Source organism: Bacillus cihuensis, from assembly GCF_000504145.1.
Taxonomy (GTDB): domain Bacteria; phylum Bacillota; class Bacilli; order Bacillales; family DSM-1321; genus Peribacillus; species Peribacillus huizhouensis.
Genome location: NZ_KI632499.1, coordinates 55,840 through 75,316 on the forward strand (window position 1 = coordinate 55,840; position 19,477 = coordinate 75,316).

The window sequence follows — 19,477 nt, forward strand, 5'->3', positions numbered from 1 at the left end:
TTTACTGATAACCTTAGCAAAGGATTGGTATATTTAAAAGTGTCAATTTAGCCTAAAACTAAGGTGTCAGTTTAATCCGCATTAACTGACATAACGCCCCCACCTCAAGGCTTAGAGGAACAGAAAAAGCGTAGGTGGGGGGAACTACCCGTGAGAGCCTGATTGGAGATACAGTTGAACTTACCGAGAGTTACGCATAGGTAGTAAAGTTTGCGCTCACAAGATGTTGGTCACACAGACGAAAGACTAAAGGGAGTGGCGTACTTAGTCTGTGATTCATTGAACCTTAGTTCGTAGTGTTGCTTTAGCGATAGTAGAACGGGATGAACAATCAGTGGGGGATGAAGATAATCACTACTAATTGAAGTTTCACTGGATAGAAAAATATAAAAATTAAATGTTAAATCAATGAAATGATTTAGACACATGATGCAGCAAAAAAGACCTTAAAAAGTGATATGTAGAGTTGTATCCTTTTAAGGTGTTTCTTCAAAATCAATCAAATAAAAAATGCATTTAGCTATATCACGGTGAACCGTATCATAAGTAAATGATATTTTTACGAAAAAAGTAACAGCACCCTCTTTTTGATGGAGAGGTGCTGTTTTGTTATTTGAATGCCTAGATGAACATATGTTGAATGGATGGTTGTTTTTGCTCAATCAGGATTTTCTTATCCAAATGAAGAAAAAGAATGATCATATACAGAAAATGACTGAATTCCTCCACTTGTCATTTTTGCTTACTTTAATATTCTCCTTTAATTACAAAAAACGAGCCCCGAATTGTTCCAGCAAGTTTAGACTTCTGCCTAGCAAACTTAAACTTCCCTTCTAATTCTTTTGGTACCTCCATCCCCTCAGAAAGCTTAAAACCAACGGCCCGCTTTGGCTTAGGGTCATCAACCGTATACATGACGTTGATTGCAAGACCATCCTCATAAAAAACGTAGGCAAATTTGATATTTTCCACTTGAAAACGTGACGTTTCTAAAGGTTTGGCCGCAAATTCAATATCACGTTCTTCTTTCAAAATTCGGTTCACATAATCAAGGGTCTCCCCACTTTCGTTAGCTGGTACAACCGTAAATTCATGCTTGTATTTGTTCATAAAGTAACGGGCCTCATTAGCACGTAAACCAGCAAGCGCTTCTGCAACAGGTGAAGACTCTAAACCAACAGTAGACACATTTTTAAAATCAACGATATAGGACAATTTCACTCCTCCTTTTTTCTCTTTATTTCCTAACAACAGGAATCCACATTTCACCAAATACTAAGCCGTTTCGCTGCTCCATCTCAACCGCTGCATTGGGCCCACCAACATAGGCAAAATTCTTTGCTTCTGGCAAGACTTGTCCAAAAGCAATGCCGGCAAGCTTATTACTCAACTCATCAGCTGTCTTTCCTTCCCCTTTAATTACTAGGTATTCCCCTTTAGGAAATTGGATCATTCTCGTTGCTTCTGGTATCGATTCCTCTGTCATGACTCCAGCATAATGCATCATCTTGTTATTCACCGCTTCGTTCACAGCAAAAATGTAGTCATTGGTGGCTAGGTCTTTTAAAGTATCAAGCCTTCCATCTTGACTGATGGCTTGCCAAAAGTCTGCCTTTTCCTTGGTTATGCCAGCAAAGTCTGTGTAATCACTCTTAAGCTCAGTTCCAATACCTAAAACGGTAAAGCTGTCTTTTTCTTCTAGAATATAATCTGCCATATTCAAAACCTTCCTCTTTTTAAATTAATCAAATGGTTTTTCTTTTCACTTGATGAGTTTATAATAGCCTTAAATCATGTCAAAAAATGATACTGTTTAGGAGGTCCCGATGAAAAAAGTTGAACGGATTAATATCATCATGCGGTATATCAACAACCGCGCCCACTTTACTATTTCCGAAATCATGCGAGAATTTAACATCTCTCGTTCGACAGCAATTAGAGATATCAGAGAAATTGAAGTCATGGGTATGCCACTTGTCGCTGAAGTTGGAAGGGATGGGGGTTATTTTGTCATGAGCAATTCTGTCCTACCTACTGTTCGATTTACCGATAATGAGATTAAAGCTCTTTTTATTGCTTTCATGGCCACAAGAAATAAACAACTCCCTTATCTAAAGAGTCGTCAGTCTTTAGCTGAAAAATTACTTGGCCTTATCTCAGAAAACCAGCAAGATGACCTTGTTCTTTTAAATCAAATCTTGCTTTTTGAAGGTACCAACCCCAATAATCCCGACCTACTTGATTTATCAGACCTACCCCATCCTATGTTAGAAAAACTCATCCAAATCCTTCTTTTGGATAGCTATTTATTGATTACCATCAAAGAAGAGAAGGTAATAAGGTCTTATTCAATTTATCTCTTGCACCTTTATCATGAAAAAGGCCTTTGGCTAATTGAAGGCTTTGTCTTAAAGGATGAAAAGAGGCAGATTTTCCCTGTCGATAATCTCACCAATGTCAAACCATACCCTACGAAAAAAAGATTAAATAAGAAACAGATTTTAGAAAAACTAAGTAAGCAGGAAGAAGTAATTAACCTTGTCCTTGAACTTGGTCCAAAGGCGATTGCCCAGTTCAAAAAATACCATCCTTTAAAAGTTTCAATTTCCTATACGAATCCTTACCAAACCACAGCCATTCTAAAGACTTTTATCAATGTTAATAATCCCGAAGAATTGACCGAAATAACAAATTGGCTACTCTTCCTAGGTGGGGATATCAAGGTCAGGGAAGTGCCAGAAGAAGTCTTAGAAGGTTTACAAGAGAGATTATGCTTATTCTTCCCATGAGCAGTGCCAGTTAAAACCTAAATAATTTTGAGTTTGGCCAGTTCCCAGTTCCCTCTTATTTTCGCATACCCAGAAAAGATAAAGGTTTCTGAATGTTGGAAATACCTTTAAAGGGTAATAGCATTTTTATCAGTATTGTTCTGTATTGAATTTCTAGTAAATTCATTTTAATAATAATAATATGTTAAACCTCATTTAGATGCGTTAGGGTGAACCGTATCTAAATGAGGTTTTTGGGGCACTTTATTCTTTTTTTCGCCTATTTTGCTGCTAAATCAAACATATTAGTATCATCCATGTTGGGTCAAGAGTGTTGTCCACCTAAGCGTTTCACTTTATATGAATATGTTTCTAATTGTACAACTACTATATTAAATGTATAGAATGCCTAAAAATTAATCAAAATGGAATAGAAAAAGAAAAATAGAGCCAAGCACCATTCCTATCGTAAAAATGAAGTGAAATAAAATACAACACATGATTGGTAATGAATTTATGATAATAGTTGAAAAAATAAACGATTACAAGCCGATTTGTCCACTTGACAAGATTATTCTAAGAGTATAAAATATTTACGTTCACAAGGTGATGCGATAACCAACAGTTTCAGCAGATTCTGTATGTTTCTAATCATTAAATGTAAAATATGATGCATTATTATCCCTTTACCATGATCAAGGACATGCTTTCGCTAAGAAGAAGTCAGAATTCCATAGAAAATGTCCATAATAAATGGATTATTTTTGTACAAACTAAGAATAGTTGAGAAAAGAATTTTTCGTCTTAATTCTTTATATTTCTACCTTTTATTGTAAGCACTTGCAAGTGTGGTAAGGGAGTTAATATAAAAGAGGAACTATTTTAGTCATTTGGGAGAAGTACAGAAACGTTTTAAGCGGAACATATCTTTATCATCATGTGTAAAAGAAACAATATTGCAGCATTTTTATCAATAAAAACTAACAAAATTTACACCAGGAGGATATTATGCCATTAGTAATTATAGCAATAGGGGTACTTTTATTACTTATTTTAATTATGGGCTTTAAATTAAACACATTTGTTTCATTAATCATTGTTTCAGTTATCGTAGCATTAGCACTGGGCATGCCTATGGCGGATGTTATGAAATCTATTGAAAGCGGTTTAGGAGGAACACTTGGTCATATTGCATTAATCTTTGGAATGGGCGCAATGCTTGGTAGGTTAATTGCAGATGCAGGTGGAGCTAACCGTATTGCTACAACGTTAATTGACAAATTTGGGGAAAAAAATATTCAATGGGCTGTTTTATTTGCTTCATTTATTGTAGGTATTGCACTATTTCTTGAAGTAACAATCGTATTACTAGTTCCAATTATCTTCTCAATTGCAAAAGAATTGAAAGTTTCAATTGTTAAACTAGGTCTTCCAATGGTCACGGCAGCATTATGTACACATGCTTTCTTACCGCCGCACCCAGGTCCAACAGCGGTATCTGCAGAATATGGTGCAAATATTGGATTAGTATTAATTTACGGAATCATTGTTGCAATCCCAACTGTTATTTTAGCTGGTATTTTGTATCCTAAGCTTGCTAAAAAAATTGTACCGACTGCGTTTACTAGAGAAGGCAGTGAGTCATTTGGGATTCAAAAAACATTCAAATTAGAAGATACACCAGGATTCGGTATTAGTGTGTTTACAGCATTATTTCCTGTTATTTTAATGGCTTTAGGTGCTGCTATTGATATGATTCAACCGGCTATGGGATTTGGAGATAACTTCTTTGTAAAAGTTATTCGTTTTATTGGTAACTCTTCAACTGCTATGCTGCTTTCATTATTGTTTGCACTTTACACAATGGGATTACGTAGAAATGTGTCAATTAAGACGTTGATGAATTCTTGTACTTCAGCAATTAACTCTTTAGGGATGCTACTTCTAATCATTGGTGGTGGCGGTGCTTTAAAACAAGTACTGATGGATGGTGGCGTAGGTGACTATGTCGCTAAATTATTCGAAGGTTCTGCTATGTCACCTGTATTCTTTGCATGGACTGTTGCAGCAATCTTACGAATCTGCTTAGGATCTGGAACGGTTGCTACTTTAACAACTGCTGGATTAGTTCTTCCATCTCTTGCTACAGTTCCTGATGTTAACTTGGAACTAGTTGCACTTGCAACTGGGGCTGGTAGTGCGATTGCGTCACATGTTAATGATGCTGGTTTCTGGATGGTAAAAGAGTCATTAGGGATGACATTGAAAGAAGCATTCGGTACTTATACTGTACTTTCTACCATCGTTGCTTTATCTGGTTTGGCATGTACTTTAATTTTAGATATATTTATTTAAACGAAAAGACAATTTAAATTGAAGTAATTAGGCAATGCTGTTACCGTGGCTTAGCCGATTGATAAAGGGGGGGGATGATTTCATTCCGCCTCCTTTTTTGATAATCTGAAAAGTTTTAGTACCGTAGTATAGTAAATGAAGCCAATTTTTTTATTTTGTTTCTTGTGGGATTTTGCTATTTGAACTCTTGAAATCGCTTTAACAATTCCTTTTACTTTGTTAAAAAAAACGCTTATAATCAAATAGTGTTGCAAAATGTACAAAATTCCTTTTCAAATTGACAACAAATCTTTATAAAAAAGGGTTGATTTTGCAACAATAAATTTACCAAATCATACATTAAAAATAGTTTAAATAATATAGAAATAGGTGGAGTTAAGATGAATGAGAAGTATGAACGACTGAAAGAAATCTTAAAAGAGATGGAAAATGTTGTTGTGGCTTTTTCTGGTGGTGTCGATAGTACGTTGCTATTAAAAGTTGCAGTTGATGTTTTAGGAGTTGAAAAAGTCTTGGCTGTTACGGCTGATTCCGAAACGTATCCTTCAAGTGAATTAGAAGAAGCTAAGAAGCTAGCCAAAATGATTGGTGCAACACACCAAGTTATTGAAACCTCTGAACTAAATATACCGGGCTACACAGAAAATGACCGGAACCGTTGTTATTTCTGTAAAAATGGATTGTTCGAACAAGTCGTTCCGATCATGCATGAAAAAGGATTTAAGAACGTTGTATACGGTTTAATTGCTGATGATATGAGTGAGCATCGTCCTGGAGTGCGTGCAGCCAAAGAACATGGTGTCCGTGGCCCGCTGCAAGAGGCGAATCTTTATAAAGAAGAAATTCGTGAACTTTCAAAACAATTAGATTTGCCTACTTGGGAAAAACCATCGTTCGCATGTCTATCTTCACGAATTGCATATGGAGAAAAAATTACGCAAGAAAAATTAACAAAGGTTGAAAAATCTGAAGCTTATATAAAAGGATTAGGGATTAGACAAGTGCGCGTTCGAACTCATCAAGAGATTGCTAGGATTGAAGTTGAACCTCAAGATATGCAGGTAGTTTTAACAAACCATAAAGATATCATGGAAAACCTTCAACGATTCGGATATAAATATGTTACCCTTGATCTTCAAGGCTATGTAAGCGGCAGCATGAACAAAGTGCTAACAACAAGTCTTGACTAAAGGTTAAAGACAAAATCGGACAAGGTTCTCTGAGGTTGTACACGGTTTATAGGAAGAGTGTAGAACAAATCATGTTGATTAGATTGGCTTTATAGCATAAATCGCGTGCTTGCTACAAGAGTAGATCAGAAATAGAGCTAAATAATAAAATCCCTTTGAGGTAAATAGCTATAGGGAAATTCTCTATCTTAAGCCTGACAGGGGTTTTTTTATATATATTTTTTCTAGGAAATATTTATGTTGATTTTTTGCAACAGAAGGTGATGGGGAAAATGATTAAAGCATTGGTAATTGTCCCTTATGAGGGATTGTTTGAAATGATGAAAGAGATCGCTCAAGAAGTCGATGATATTCAATTACAAATCGAATTAGGTAATTTATATGAAGGAGTTGCTATTGCAAAGGGTGCTGAAAATAATGGCTATCATGTCATTATCAGTCGTGGTGGTACAGCTTCAATGATTCAGGAGGCTGTATCTATACCAGTGATTGATATTCAAGTGTCTGGCTATGATGTATTACGCATATTAACACTTGTAAAAGGATTTTCAGGAAAAGCTGCTATCGTTGGATTCTCGAATATTACACAGGGCGCTGCGACAATATGTAAGCTTCTTGATTTAGACATAAAAATATTAACGATTACAAATGATATCGATGTTAAAGAAAAGTTAGCGAATTTAAAAAAACTAGGCTATGAAGTGGTAATTGGAGATGTGGTTACGGTTCAAACTGCTAAGCAATTAGGTCTGACAGGCGTTCTAATCACTTCCGGAAAAGAAGCTATTACTGATGCATTAGAAGAAACGAGAAGGTCATATCGCTTATTCTCGCGACTTCAACAGGATGTTACTTTATTTCAATCTATACTTGATAGTAACGAACAGGCAATCGGAGTTATTAATAAGGAAGAAAAAATTATTTATGGGAATGAACGCTTCAATAAAGAATTTCATTGGATGAAATTAGAGAATTCGACAGATGTAAAAAAGTTAATACAAGAAACTGCCTTAAGACGTGAAAAGCAAACAAAAATAGTTCACATCAATCATTCATTTTGGAAAGTAACTTCATATCCTAAAAAAGATGCTATCGTATTGAACTTTGAAAAAAATCTTCCTAATCAAGCTATTCTACAGGGGCAGGACGCGATCTTGAATGCGATAGAATTTCATACATCGGCTTCTTATATCCCCATTTCAGGAAAAAGCGAACTGATTCAGAAGGTATTAAAGCAAATAGATCAATATAGTAAAAGTGAAGAACCAGTGTGGATTTCAGGAGAAAAGGGAAATGGAAAAGAATTGGTTGCCCACTCCATTTATTTAAAAAGGAAAACAAGGAATGAACCATTTATCACATTGCGTTGTGACTTATTAAGTGCAGAACAACTAAAAGATCTAATGAACGGTGATTTTTTTCGAACATATGCCAATGGAGTTATTTACTTACAAAACATTGATAAATTGAACTCTTATATGCAAAAGGAGTTATATCAGATACTCAAGAATGAAAATGATAAAAAGCTACAATGGCTAGTTTCTTCTGAGGATAATATTGAAGAAAAAGTTAAAAATGGCACGTTTCATAGTGATTTGTATAGTATATTGGCTCAATTAAAAATTCATATACCTCCACTTCGAGAACGTAGAAAAGATATTGAGGATTTAGTTCATGTATTTATTTCTGAATTACATCCGAAATATGGAAATGGAGTAGTTGGAATTCGACTGGACGCTTTGGAGAAAATTATGAATTATGATTGGCCAGGAAATGTAGAACAACTTAAACAAGTAATTGAACAATTATTTTTACAATCACATTCCTACTATATCGAGAAGGAAGAAGTTGAAACAGTTTTTAAACGATTAGAGCAGCAAGAGAAGAACAATGAAACGTTAAGACATATCGATATAAGTGGCACACTAGAAGAAATCGAAAAACAAGTGATAACTAAAGTCCTTGAAGAGGAAGGGTTAAATCAATCAAAAGCAGCAAAACGTTTAGGGATTAATCGATCTACATTGTGGCGCAAGCTAAAATAACAGCTTGCGTTTTTTTGTGCACAAAATGAAGTATAAGCTAATGCAAATAGCAACGTAATAATTATTTATAGAAAAATAATAAAAAAAATTGCTTAATGCAACGTTTTGATTTATCATTACTGCTGTAAGCGGTTTTAGTGTTTGAAAATAAACCATGTATGGAGCAGTTTAAGTTATGTGTTGCAGATATTGAATGAGAGACAAATAGAAAACGTATCATGCAATAATGACTAGACGATATGATCCGTATTAAAAAGACGCAATCAATACAAACTATTATTGCGTGCAGAATTAACAAATACGAAAGATTCCGCAATGATGTTATCTGCTCCTAGCTTAAGAGTTATTCATGTGACAACTCATATTGGGTTAATTGATGCAAACAATAAAGTTAACGTAGAGCGTTAAATATTCAGTTATTAAACTTGCACACGAAATATTACAAAAGCAGAAATTAAATCTCCTCTGATCGCAGTTTGTGCTAATAATTCATTCACATGTTGGAAAATGGACTTTTTGGAAATGGTGAGGAAGAAAGAGTTATTCCAGCCTAGAAAAAGCTCTGGTAGTAATGTACAGGGACCACTTCTAGCAGATACATTATTCTTTAGGGTAAAACGTGGTGACTTTGCATGGTTGCTGCGCAATATATCGCTAGGGAAAAATTGCGGACGAGTTATCGTTAAAAGAAGCGAAGAAGCGATTCGGATGGCGATTGAATTAGCTCATGAGAAACAATTAATAATAATGGTAGTAAAGCAAGGGATTTTTTATAGATCTCTTGCTCCCCTTTGTTTAAAAAGCTGTTTAGTTTGAAAGGAGTGTAGAATAATGTCTTTTCCAAAAGTAGCGAAAATAAGACAAAAATTCGAATTCGAAAGTGTAGATAACATCCCTGTAACGATTACGGAACAATTTAAACATGTGAAGGCAGACGAGAAAATTAAGTCTGGAATGGAAATTGCAATAACAGTCGGAAGTCGCGGTATTGCAAATATCCCATTAATCGTCAAAAGTGTTGCAGATGAGATTAAAAAATTAGGCGCTACGCCATTTATCATTCCTGCTATGGGCAGTCATGGTGGTGCAACTGCTGAAGGACAAGTTGAGGTACTAGAAGGACTAGGGGTTACCGAAGAGTCAACGGGTTGTGAAATTCGTTCTTCTATGGAAGTAGTTGAAGTTGGTGTTACTTCAGATGGTGTTCCCGTATATCTTGATAAACATGCTTCTCAAGCCGATGGCATTATCATTATGGGGCGCGTTAAGCCGCATACAGACTTTAAGAAGGACATCGAGAGCGGTGTCTTGAAAATGGCATCTATTGGTATTGGAAAGCATAAACAGGCGCTAGCATTACACACATATGGCATTAAGGGAATTCGCGATATGATGCCTGAAGTTGGGAAAGTGTGCATTAAAAATTCCAATACTTTGTTTGGAATCGCTATTGTTGAAAATGCCCATGAGGAAACAGCGATTATCGAAGCGATCGAGCCAGACAAAATTGAAGAACGTGAAAGAGAATTATTGGTGAAAGCATTCGCGATGATGCCAAGTTTACCAGTAGAAGAAATGGATATTTTAGTAGTGGATGAAATCGGTAAAAATTACAGTGGCACGGGTATGGATACAAATATTATTGGCCGAATTCGTGTATTGGGAGTAGAAGAGCCGAAAAAGCCAAGTATTAAATATGTCATTGCTTCAAATATAAGTGAGGCTAGCCATGGAAATGCCCTTGGTATCGGCTTATCTGATTTAACGACTAAACGCTTGTTTGAAAAAATTGATTATCAAGCAATGAATGAAAATGTTGTAACGAGTACATTTTTAGATCGAGCAAAAATTCCAATCGTTCTTGACAATGATCAGGAAGCATTAAAAGCAGCGCTACGTGCTAACTGGGGCGTTGCGTCTGTTGAGGCAAGAATTGTACGTATCCCAAATACTCTTCATATTGGTGAGCTATACGTATCTGAGGTTATATTTAATGAACTAAAAGATAAAGAAAACATCGAAGTATTAGAGGATCTACATGAAATGCAGTTTGATGAAGACGGCTATTTCTTGCAGATGTAATTACAAACATAAAAAACGGCTTTCCAAAAGGAAGCCGTTTTTTATATTATGAATGAATCTTATTTAGTGTAATTATCGAAATAACCTTGGATGAAGACAATAGGTGTACCTTTGTCACCGCTTCCTGAAGTTAAATCTGATAAAGAACCGATCAGATCGGTAAGTTTTCGAGGAGTAGTCCCTTGTGCTTCCATAGCACCTACAAGATCCGCATCTTTATTGTTAATGTATTGAGAGATCGCTTGTTTCAGTTCTTCACCTCTTAAATCAGCAAAGTTATTATCAGCAAGATATTTTAATTTTACTTCATTAGGTGTGCCATCAAGTCCTGATGTATAAGCTGGTGATACGACTGGATCAGCCAATTCCCATATTTTACCTACCGGGTCTTTAAACGCTCCATCGCCATAAACCATAACTTCAACATTTTTGCCAGTTTTCTCTTTAAGCATTTGCTGAATTTTATCAACGATAGGTTGGCAATCACGTGGGAAAAGTTTAATACTATCTTCAGTTGCTTTATTAGATCCAAGCAACCCGTATGCTTCATTACATCCGCTGCCATCAATAGACTCCGATAAAATATTATCGAGGCTATAAATTTTTTCGCCGCCGTTTGCTTTTAAGATTCTCTTTGTTCTAAATCTCGTATGAATATCGCAAGTAAGGACACTCTTCGTGTAATCTAAGATCGTCTTTGCATTGTTTGAGAAGATTACTTCGCATTCAACGCCATGTTCTTCAACTAAAGATTTATAATATTCAATATAATCAACACCAGTAAAAGGATGTTTATTATAGCCAAAATGATCACGGAATTGTTTTTCTGTTAAAACATCGGTCCAAGGGTTAACTCCCTTTTCATCAAGAACGTCTATATCAACTAAGTGATTTCCAACTTCATCAGATGGGTAGCTAAGCATTAAAACAATTTTTTTAGCTCCTTTTGCAATACCACGTAGCAAGTTTGAAAAACGATTACGACTTAAGATAGGAAAAATAACACCAACAGTATCTTCTCCAAATTTTGCTTGAACATCTTTAGCAATATGATCAATAGTCGCGTAATTCCCTTGAGCACGAGCTACGATTGATTCTGTTAATGTAACGATATCTTTATCATTAATGTTAAAACTTTCAACTTCTGCAGCTTTTAACACACTATCGACAACGATTTCTTCAATGTTATCCCCTTGATTGATGATTGGACAACGAAGACCTCTTACAACAGTTCCTACAACTCTTTCCAAAATAATCGCTCCTTATAACTAGTAAAGTTAATTTATAGTATGTCCCTACTTGTACTATACATCGTTTTAGTGATATAAGTAAAATGGATATATCGAATGGTAGGTATAAGGAGTGTTTATATGGTAAGTAAATTAGATTTATATAAAGTATTTTATAAGGTAGGAAAAAGCGAGAGTTTTTCTAAGGCAGCAAAAGACCTTTATATGTCACAACCAGCTGTCAGTCAAGCGATCATGCAATTAGAGAGAGAATTAGATATCCGTCTATTTAATAGAACCCCAAAGGGAGTATCATTAACAAATGAGGGTAGTCTTCTATTTGAATATGTTCATTCGGCACTTAATTTAATTGATGTTGGGGAAGAAAAGATTTTGGAGTTTAAAAATTTAACGACAGGGGAATTAAAGATAGGTGTTGGTGATACGATATCTAGGTATTATTTACTTCCTTATTTAGAAGCTTTTCATAATAAGTATCCCAATATCAAATTAAAGATTGTTAATGGTACAACATTAGAGATCTGTTCTATATTAAAATCAGGAGAGGTTGATATTGCAATTTGTAATTTTCCCCTTGATGATTCTACTTTAGAACTTATACCATGTATTGAAGTCCAAGATATTTTTGTTTGTGGCGAGAAATATAAGAAAAGCTTATCTAAGCCAATAAGCCTTAATGAAGTAGTAAAACTGCCTTTAATATTACTCGAGCCCAAATCGGTTTCTAGAAAGTATGTCGAGGATTATCTGATATCTAAAGGTATTAAGATTTCGCCAGAATTTGAATTAGGCTCTCATGATTTATTATTGGAGTTTGCTAAGATAAATTTAGGAATTGCGTGTGTGACGAAAGAATTTTCTCATGATTATTTAAATAATGGCTTATTGTATGAAGTACAATTAATGGAGGAAATACCGAAGAGGAACATTGGAGTCTGCTTTTTAAAGAGTGTGCCTCTATCGCCAGCTTCAACAAAATTTGTTGAGATCATAGAAAATAAATAGATGTAAAAGTTTTTCTGTTAAAGAATCATTTGTAAATTCGACCTCTTGAGCTCAGAGAGAGAAATAAAATATAACTACTTATTTTTTTTAAGGACAAATCGAATTTATAAAACAGGAGAAAAAAGAATAGTCTGGCTACTCTTTTTCCTAATTCAAATTAATTTGTACAGTGGTTAAGGATTGGACATTGAAAAATAGCTTGCAGGTTTAGATGGGCGTGGGAATCAAGTTCAATACCTTAGAACAAATAGGCTATAGGTAAAAACATTTGGACTTTTCCAAATCAAAAATTAGAAAGTCTGAGCCAAATGAAAAATCTTCAAATACAATTCCCATCTTTTAACCTACATATTTAAGCATTTCTCATATGTGAAAGGGAAGATAGCGAGAAAACGAATCAAGTGCCTAATAAAAGGCTATCCGGAAGGGGGACCGGGGGGGTAATAGTAAAAAATCAGGAGATTGTAAACGTAACTTATTAATCAAATAAACATTCTTATGCTATATAATCTTCCTTGTGAATGTCATTTGGTTCGCCTTTGTTGTAATACTTACCTTTTGTAAAAATTGCTAATATTACTGTAAGTATAGCTGCTAGAATTGCAGCAAAGAATGCGGCAGTGCTTTGTAAAAACGTCCCCATATATCCTAATGCTGCGATCGTTCCTAAACCGCTTGCAATTAGTAATGACACGACTCCTACAGGATTCCATTTATATAGATACTCCTGTCTGGATTCATAATAACCGGGTCCAATTTTTAATAACTTTTTGACAATCATGGCGTCACTGACTAATATGGCTGCCCACGCTAATAAAAAGACTCCCTGGAATGTCATGGCTGTATCCAGATGGTTCACTATCCCACCGAGCATTAAAGCTATCGCGGATATCCCTGTTACAACTACCCAGAAACGTCTGCCTGGTGTAAATTTAAAAATATTTTCGAAGAAATTGGAAAGGGATAAGGAGCTACTATATATATTTGTCACATTAATTCTTAGTTGGGTTAACATTGTGAACAGCGCTCCACCGATACCAAGAAGTAGCACGATGTATACACCTGGATTTGGTTCACCTAGACGAACGCCAAACCATATACCAAGACCACCCATAACTCCAAAACAAAAAATTTGCGGAATAAAGCCAATGGCAACCGATCCTACCTTAATGTCTTTAGGTTTAAGGAAACGGGCATAGTCTGAACCAAGAAGGGCTGTTAGACCCATAATCCCATGGTGCATTCCTATACAGGACAATAGAGCTTTGCCTCCTATTTGAACGCCCTCAGGCATGTATGTCCAAAATTCCCCTTCGTATAGGGAAGGTGTGTTAATCGATACAATGATTGCGGTTACTAAAAAAATACCGAAAATCGGTAAAGACCACTTTTGTAATTTATCCAGTTGTTTTATACCAAACCAATTCAACGGGATAACAATGGTTCCGAAGAAAAGGATAAGCACCCATTTTGGTAGAACTGGGAAGAAGGTATGAACAGCGTAAACTAAAATCAAGCCTTCAAATGCACAATACATAATGAAGTTCGTTGCATAAATAAATGAGGTTAATGATGCACCTATATAGCCGAATCCACCACCTCTAGATAATAAATTGACGTTCATACCGGATTTTGCTGAAAGATAAGCAATGAATGTTCCTAATACACCAGCTACGATAATCGCGTATATGGAGGATATGATTGCATTAATGGCTCCGAATTGAAGCGCCATAACGCTCCCCATTTGAAAATAGAAAATGGCTGTTGCTATACCGAAAGTAATATTAGTAATACTTAGCCATCCCATATTCCTGTGCTGTCGTGGTACTCTAACTAATGAAAAATCATCTTTCATTTCATCTTCTATCACTTTGTGATCTGTTACTTTGACAGATCTCATACGTATCGACTCCTCTTTTTTGTGTATAATTTCACAATCTACATTTCGCCTGTTAAGCACAGATTCGTCATCCCACAATATTCTATATTTAATATATCAATATAGATAAAGACATGGCAAACGTCATTATTGCGGCTGTTTGATGGTTAGATTACTAAAAGACCACTCCATCTATCAATTCCTCCTTATATCATAGGATTTGTAGTATATTCAGTGAAATGGGTGACTGTTTGATGATTCCTTCCAATTGATATATGAATTAAGAACAGCATTAGTAGTTGGGGGGAAGTAAATTGAAACTTCAATCAGTGGGGTTTTACCGATCGTTATTGCGGAATAAATTTTCATTTGACGTTTTGCCAAGTGTTCTTTATGATATGAAAGAAGAGAATGCCCGAGCTAAAACGGGAGAGGTTCATAGCTGATACCCTCTATAAAAAACTATGGATACATGACATTAAGCCATGTCCATACTGGACAGGGCTTTTTATATTTTATCCTGTTAGTTGTAAAAGAATGATTAGCGGATCTCTCTTTTAAAACAGTGTCGGGGAACCATTTAAAGGGGGATTTTTTATGTCTGGCCGAAGCCATGAAGAAGGTTTAAAGGATTTAACGCTATTAGGAAATCAACATACGCAATATTCATTCAACTATGCACCTGAGGTATTGGAAGCTGTAGATAGTCTTCATTCGAATCGTGATTATTTCGTGAAATTTAACTGTCCGGAATTTACTAGTTTATGTCCACTGACACATCAGCCTGATTTTGCAACGATGTACATTTCTTACGTTCCAGATAAAAAAATTGTCGAGAGTAAATCACTAAAATTATATCTGTTTAGTTTTCGTAATCATGGTGATTTCCATGAAGATTGCGTCAACATCATTATGAACGATCTAATTAAATTACTTGACCCAAGGTATATTGAGGTTTGGGGGAAATTTACACCACGTGGCGGTATTTCCATCGACCCTTGGTGCAATTATGGGAAACCAGGTACTAAATACGAAGAGATGGCTAATTTCCGTTTAATGAATCATGATCTTTATCCTGAAAAAATAGATAATCGTTAATAGTTGAAACAAGCAAGGAAACATAGTGGTATGGAAAAATATGGTTTGATGAAGAGGTTTGTCTAAAAGAATATTGCATTCTCCTAAAATCATGAACTTCATGTGAAATATTTAACTAATATTAATGTATTCCATATAATAATAAAATTATAAAATGAAAATAATAAGACGGAAATTCTGCTCAATTTGTTCATTACGAGTGGAATTTCCGTTTTTTTGTATAAGGACATGGGGACGGGGCTTCGCGACTTACTAATACAGCCAATCTACTTTGCAGATATACTTACTTTATTAAGAGAGTATTGCAAAGACCTGCTTCGCACCGCCACCATTATGATTAGGTGAGTGTAGCGTGCTACGGGATTAATCCTTCATGGTAATTGAAGGCGTTATAACGCTATATTCGTTTTGGATGAGGATTATCTTTCTGAAAGGATTAAATGGGTGCTTGTTTTCTTAAATGTATCGATAAGATTTTTATTTACATTTTGGTCTGTAATAATGTAATGAATTTTATCAAGCGTTGCAATCCCAATTGTGACATCCTTACCGAATTTTGTACTGTCAGCGGCAACATAAATTTCCTTAGATAATTCAATTATTTTTTTCCTCGTAATTGCTTCCTCTAAGTTATAATCAGAAATTCCTTTTTCGATTGTGATCCCACTGGCACAAATAAACGCTTTTACTATATTCAATTCACTAAAATTAAATAAATAATCATAAGCTACTACAGATTGTTCATTATGTCTGACCTTTCCTCCAATGATTATCAGCTCGACATCGCTATTGATTAATTCTAATACAACAGGAATTGAATTCGTCACTACAGTTAGCTTCTTCTTATTTTTAATGTATTTTGCAATTTGATAGGTTGTTGAGCCGCTATCAATAAAAATACAATCACCGTCATAGATCAATTCGCTACATTTTCGTGCAATTGATTCTTTTTCATCTAAATGACTGACCATGCGTTCGTCAATTGTAGATTCCCCAAATTTTGGTTCAACTAGTTTAACTCCACCATAAATTTTTTCGATTTTCCCTTGTCTTGTAAGCAGGTTTAGATCTCTACGAAGAGTATCAACAGAGACTTTTAATTCTTCAGTTAGCTCAGATATCTTAAGCACTTTTTTTATCATTAACAATTCAATAATTTTCTGTTGTCTTTCAACTGGAAACATAAATTCACCTACTCAAAGTTATCATTTTTTAAAGCAGCATTAATTCTAGTGTACTGATTACTTATTATACATTCAATATATTTACATAAATAATAAGATAAGTTATTAATAAATGAAGGATAAATTGTTCATAAATTGGTATTAACTTAGTTATAAAATATGCAAAATTTACATAGTGTTTACGTGAATCTTTATTTCAATTTACATATAGTTTTTATACTAAGGTTGTGTTTAAGGGGGGTGAACAGTTTGCTGAAATTACAAAATGTAAGCAAACAATTCGATAGAAAAGTAGTTTTAGATGACATTAATGTTGAAATTAAAGCTGGTGAAATTGTTTCTCTATTAGGTCCAAGTGGGAGTGGAAAAACTACTTTATTAAATATTATTTTAGGCTTAACTCAATTGGACCATGGAAAGATTATTTTTAATGATATGGATATGAGTCATGTATCGATGAAGAATCGTGGATTCAATATTGTATTCCAAGATTATGCGCTCTTTCCCCATTTAAGTGCTTATGAAAATATTGTATATGGTTTAAGAAATAAGAAGGGATTAGTGTCAGAGAAAGAGCTTCAAGAATACATCGAATTCTTAGAGTTAAAACCTCATTTAACAAAGAAAATCGGCGAGTTATCGGGTGGTCAGAAACAGAGGGTAGCTCTTGCAAGAACATTAGTTATGAAACCAAAAATATTATTACTAGATGAGCCTTTGAGCGCACTAGACGGAGTCATCAAAGAATCCATCAAACAGCGCATTCAATCTATTGCAAGAGAGTATAAGCTTACGACGATTATTGTAACGCATGATCCCGAAGAAGCATTAACGTTGTCAGATAAAATTCTAATTATCAATCAGGGGAATATATCTCAATTTGGAACACCTCAGGAAATTATTAATCAACCAAAAAATGATTTCGTTGAAGAGTTTATCCTGAAACAATTACAGATTAAGAGACAAAATATTTATAACTTATTTGGTGAACAGCATGCCTAAAGCTAAAACAGAAATGCGAATTATTTTCTTATCTATACTAATAGTATTTGCAGTGTTTCTATTATTTCCACTTGGCACTTTATTTGTTCGCTCGTTTGAAACGAATCAAGGACTTGGCATATCGAATTACCTTTCTATTCTGTCTCATAAGGACTTAATTGAGGCATTTGGAAACAGTATAAAAGTTTCTAGTATAACAGCGGTAATCACAACGATTTTGGCATTTGCACTTGCCTATGCCGTCAATTGTACAAGAATCTATCGACCAATCAAAACAGTTATAAAAACAGGGATTCTTATCCCGATGTTACTTCCAACGATTACGTATGGGTTCGCCATTATGTATTCTTTTGGAAACCAAGGCTTACTAACGAAAATTTTTGGCCAAAGTTTGTTTGACATTTATGGGCTTAATGGCTTGTTAATTGGCTATGTCATTTATACATTACCGGCAGCGTTCCTGCTCATTAATAACTCTTTCAAGTACATTGATAAAAAATTTATCATTGTTTCTAAATTAATGGGTGACGGCTCGTTAAGAAGCTTTATGAACACGATTGTCCGGCCATTATGGGCAACTTTAGGAGGAGCTTTTGTTCTTTCATTCGTTTTGAGTTTTACAGATTTCGGGATACCAGCTTCGGTAGGCGGAACGTATGCGGTAGTAGCAACTCAACTCTACCAAGTGATGCTCGGATCGATTCCAGATTTTAACCAAGGTGCAGTCATTGCAATTTTGATGTTACTACCAGCTGTGTTTGGTGTCTTACTACTAAATTATCTTGAAAAATTAAATTTCCATTATGACAAGTTTAGTGCGATTGAGCTGATGCAGCATAAAGGAAGAGATATCATTTTTGGCATCATTTCCTCGGCAATTATCGTAGCGATGCTTTCTGTCTTTGCCATCATGTTTATTGCACCATTTTTAGCTAGTTATCCTTATGATCTTACTTTCACATTTAAGCATGTGATGGACATCTTCCAATCAAGTGATTTAGTAAACGTATATAAAAATTCAGTGATAGTAGCTGCATTAACGGCTGTATTAGGTACACTCGTTGCCTATGGTTCAGCCATTTTAAACGCTCGTACACCTTTGAGAGGGAAGTCAACGATTGATAGTATTTCAATGATTACGAACACAGTCCCAGGTATGGTGTTAGGTTTATCGTATTTACTGCTCTTTAATGGCAGTAGTTTAAAAGGGACATTCATCATTATCATCCTATGTAATATTGTCCATTTCTTTACGACACCATATTTAATGGCAAAAAATTCATTGTCTAAAATGAATCCATCTTGGGAAACAACGGGAGAATTATTGGGAGATAGTTGGCTGAAGACCATCTATCGGGTGATTCTACCAAATTCAGCATCAACCGTGATTGAGATGATTAGCTATTATTTTATCAATTCAATGGTTACAGTGAGTGGGATTATCTTTTTAGTTACAGCTCAAACTTCATTAGTAGCTACCGAAATTAAACAGTTGCAGCATTTTGCTAAATTTAATGAAATCTTTGTATTATCGCTATTAATCTTTTTTACAAATTTACTGATTAAGATACTTTGTGATTACTTCCAAAAAAGACAATCAATAAATCATTCATAATGCA

Annotated in this window: 15 protein-coding genes, 1 pseudogene and 1 riboswitch; of the genes and pseudogenes, 11 read left to right on the plus strand and 5 right to left on the minus strand. The window is 35.0% G+C overall.

Going from position 1 to position 19,477, the window contains the following annotated elements; all coding sequences use genetic code 11:
- Positions 1–747: 747 nt before the first annotated feature.
- Positions 748–1,215, minus strand: coding sequence for a hypothetical protein (locus tag V179_RS0124575; RefSeq protein WP_028393818.1), 468 nt, complete (start codon positions 1,213–1,215; stop codon positions 748–750).
- Positions 1,216–1,237: 22 nt separating this feature from the next.
- Positions 1,238–1,717 carry a GyrI-like domain-containing protein gene (locus V179_RS0124580; protein ID WP_028393819.1) on the minus strand — a complete coding sequence of 160 codons (480 nt, stop codon included), beginning with the start codon at positions 1,715–1,717 and terminating at the stop codon, positions 1,238–1,240.
- A gap of 109 nt (positions 1,718–1,826) precedes the next feature.
- Here V179_RS0124580 and V179_RS0124585 point away from each other — a divergent pair, with 109 nt between their 5' ends.
- The 6 genes and pseudogenes from V179_RS0124585 to V179_RS0124615 all read left to right on the plus strand — a co-directional run bounded on the left by V179_RS0124585 (position 1,827) and on the right by V179_RS0124615 (position 10,440).
- Positions 1,827–2,789 (plus strand): helix-turn-helix transcriptional regulator, encoded by a 963-nt coding sequence (locus tag V179_RS0124585; protein WP_028393820.1) that lies wholly within the window; start codon positions 1,827–1,829, stop codon positions 2,787–2,789.
- Between the two features lie 987 nt (positions 2,790–3,776).
- Positions 3,777–5,123: a gluconate:H+ symporter gene (locus V179_RS0124590; RefSeq protein ID WP_028393821.1), complete on the plus strand. Its 1,347-nt coding sequence runs from the start codon at positions 3,777–3,779 to the stop codon at positions 5,121–5,123.
- A gap of 380 nt (positions 5,124–5,503) precedes the next feature.
- A complete protein-coding gene (gene larE, locus V179_RS0124600; RefSeq protein WP_028393822.1) occupies positions 5,504–6,313 on the plus strand; it encodes an ATP-dependent sacrificial sulfur transferase LarE in 810 nt (269 codons plus the stop codon).
- Positions 6,314–6,585: 272 nt separating this feature from the next.
- Entirely contained in the window at positions 6,586–8,358 is a 1,773-nt protein-coding gene (locus tag V179_RS0124605; protein ID WP_028393823.1) for a sigma-54-dependent Fis family transcriptional regulator, read from the plus strand.
- Positions 8,359–8,643: 285 nt separating this feature from the next.
- Positions 8,644–8,988 (plus strand): annotated as a pseudogene (locus V179_RS32590) (4-hydroxythreonine-4-phosphate dehydrogenase PdxA); the annotation flags it as partial.
- A 201-nt stretch (positions 8,989–9,189) separates the two neighbouring features.
- Positions 9,190–10,440 (plus strand): nickel pincer cofactor-dependent isomerase, group 22, encoded by a 1,251-nt coding sequence (locus V179_RS0124615; protein ID WP_028393825.1) that lies wholly within the window; start codon positions 9,190–9,192, stop codon positions 10,438–10,440.
- Between the two features lie 59 nt (positions 10,441–10,499).
- On the opposite strand, the gene V179_RS0124620 is transcribed toward V179_RS0124615, so the two are convergent.
- On the minus strand, positions 10,500–11,690 hold the full coding sequence (locus V179_RS0124620; RefSeq protein ID WP_028393826.1) for a coenzyme F420-0:L-glutamate ligase: 1,191 nt from the start codon (positions 11,688–11,690) through the stop codon (positions 10,500–10,502).
- 120 nt (positions 11,691–11,810) lie between these two features.
- On the opposite strand from V179_RS0124620, the gene V179_RS0124625 reads away from it, so the two are divergent.
- Positions 11,811–12,695, plus strand: a complete 885-nt coding sequence (locus V179_RS0124625) for a LysR family transcriptional regulator (protein ID WP_028393827.1) — start codon at positions 11,811–11,813, stop codon at positions 12,693–12,695.
- Positions 12,696–13,191: 496 nt separating this feature from the next.
- Here V179_RS0124625 and V179_RS0124630 read toward each other — a convergent pair whose 3' ends face one another.
- Entirely contained in the window at positions 13,192–14,595 is a 1,404-nt protein-coding gene (locus V179_RS0124630) for a purine-cytosine permease family protein (protein WP_028393828.1), read from the minus strand.
- Positions 14,596–14,888: 293 nt separating this feature from the next.
- Here V179_RS0124630 and V179_RS32110 point away from each other — a divergent pair, with 293 nt between their 5' ends.
- Both V179_RS32110 and queF read left to right on the plus strand, forming a co-directional pair.
- Entirely contained in the window at positions 14,889–15,020 is a 132-nt protein-coding gene (locus V179_RS32110) for a hypothetical protein (protein ID WP_268745219.1), read from the plus strand.
- A riboswitch (PreQ1 riboswitch) is annotated at positions 15,000–15,046 on the plus strand. Its footprint overlaps the gene before it by 21 nt.
- 125 nt (positions 15,047–15,171) lie before the next feature.
- The gene (gene queF, locus V179_RS0124640; protein WP_028393829.1) at positions 15,172–15,672 is read left to right on the plus strand and encodes a preQ(1) synthase; all 501 of its coding nucleotides are present in this window, start codon (positions 15,172–15,174) and stop codon (positions 15,670–15,672) included.
- Positions 15,673–16,091: 419 nt separating this feature from the next.
- On the opposite strand, the gene V179_RS0124645 is transcribed toward queF, so the two are convergent.
- The gene (locus tag V179_RS0124645) at positions 16,092–16,856 is read right to left on the minus strand and encodes a DeoR/GlpR family DNA-binding transcription regulator (RefSeq protein WP_028393830.1); all 765 of its coding nucleotides are present in this window, start codon (positions 16,854–16,856) and stop codon (positions 16,092–16,094) included.
- Between the two features lie 249 nt (positions 16,857–17,105).
- Between V179_RS0124645 and V179_RS0124650 the strand changes: the two genes are divergently transcribed.
- Together V179_RS0124650 and V179_RS0124655 are read left to right on the plus strand one after the other, a co-directional pair.
- Positions 17,106–17,858, plus strand: coding sequence for an ABC transporter ATP-binding protein (locus V179_RS0124650; RefSeq protein ID WP_028393831.1), 753 nt, complete (start codon positions 17,106–17,108; stop codon positions 17,856–17,858).
- A complete protein-coding gene (locus V179_RS0124655; RefSeq protein WP_028393832.1) occupies positions 17,851–19,473 on the plus strand; it encodes an ABC transporter permease subunit in 1,623 nt (540 codons plus the stop codon). Before V179_RS0124650 ends, V179_RS0124655 begins: the two co-directional genes overlap by 8 nt.
- Positions 19,474–19,477: the final 4 nt, after the last annotated feature.

Coding starts and splice junctions, on each gene's coding strand:
- V179_RS0124580 (WP_028393819.1), bottom strand. CDS start 1,717: ATGGCAGATTATATTCTAGAAGAAAAAGACAGCTTTACCGTTTTAGGT.
- V179_RS0124585 (WP_028393820.1), top strand. CDS start 1,827: ATGAAAAAAGTTGAACGGATTAATATCATCATGCGGTATATCAACAAC.
- V179_RS0124590 (WP_028393821.1), top strand. CDS start 3,777: ATGCCATTAGTAATTATAGCAATAGGGGTACTTTTATTACTTATTTTA.
- larE (WP_028393822.1), top strand. CDS start 5,504: ATGAATGAGAAGTATGAACGACTGAAAGAAATCTTAAAAGAGATGGAA.
- V179_RS0124605 (WP_028393823.1), top strand. CDS start 6,586: ATGATTAAAGCATTGGTAATTGTCCCTTATGAGGGATTGTTTGAAATG.
- V179_RS0124615 (WP_028393825.1), top strand. CDS start 9,190: ATGTCTTTTCCAAAAGTAGCGAAAATAAGACAAAAATTCGAATTCGAA.
- V179_RS0124625 (WP_028393827.1), top strand. CDS start 11,811: ATGGTAAGTAAATTAGATTTATATAAAGTATTTTATAAGGTAGGAAAA.
- V179_RS0124630 (WP_028393828.1), bottom strand. CDS start 14,595: ATGAGATCTGTCAAAGTAACAGATCACAAAGTGATAGAAGATGAAATG.
- queF (WP_028393829.1), top strand. CDS start 15,172: ATGTCTGGCCGAAGCCATGAAGAAGGTTTAAAGGATTTAACGCTATTA.
- V179_RS0124645 (WP_028393830.1), bottom strand. CDS start 16,856: ATGTTTCCAGTTGAAAGACAACAGAAAATTATTGAATTGTTAATGATA.
- V179_RS0124655 (WP_028393832.1), top strand. CDS start 17,851: ATGCCTAAAGCTAAAACAGAAATGCGAATTATTTTCTTATCTATACTA.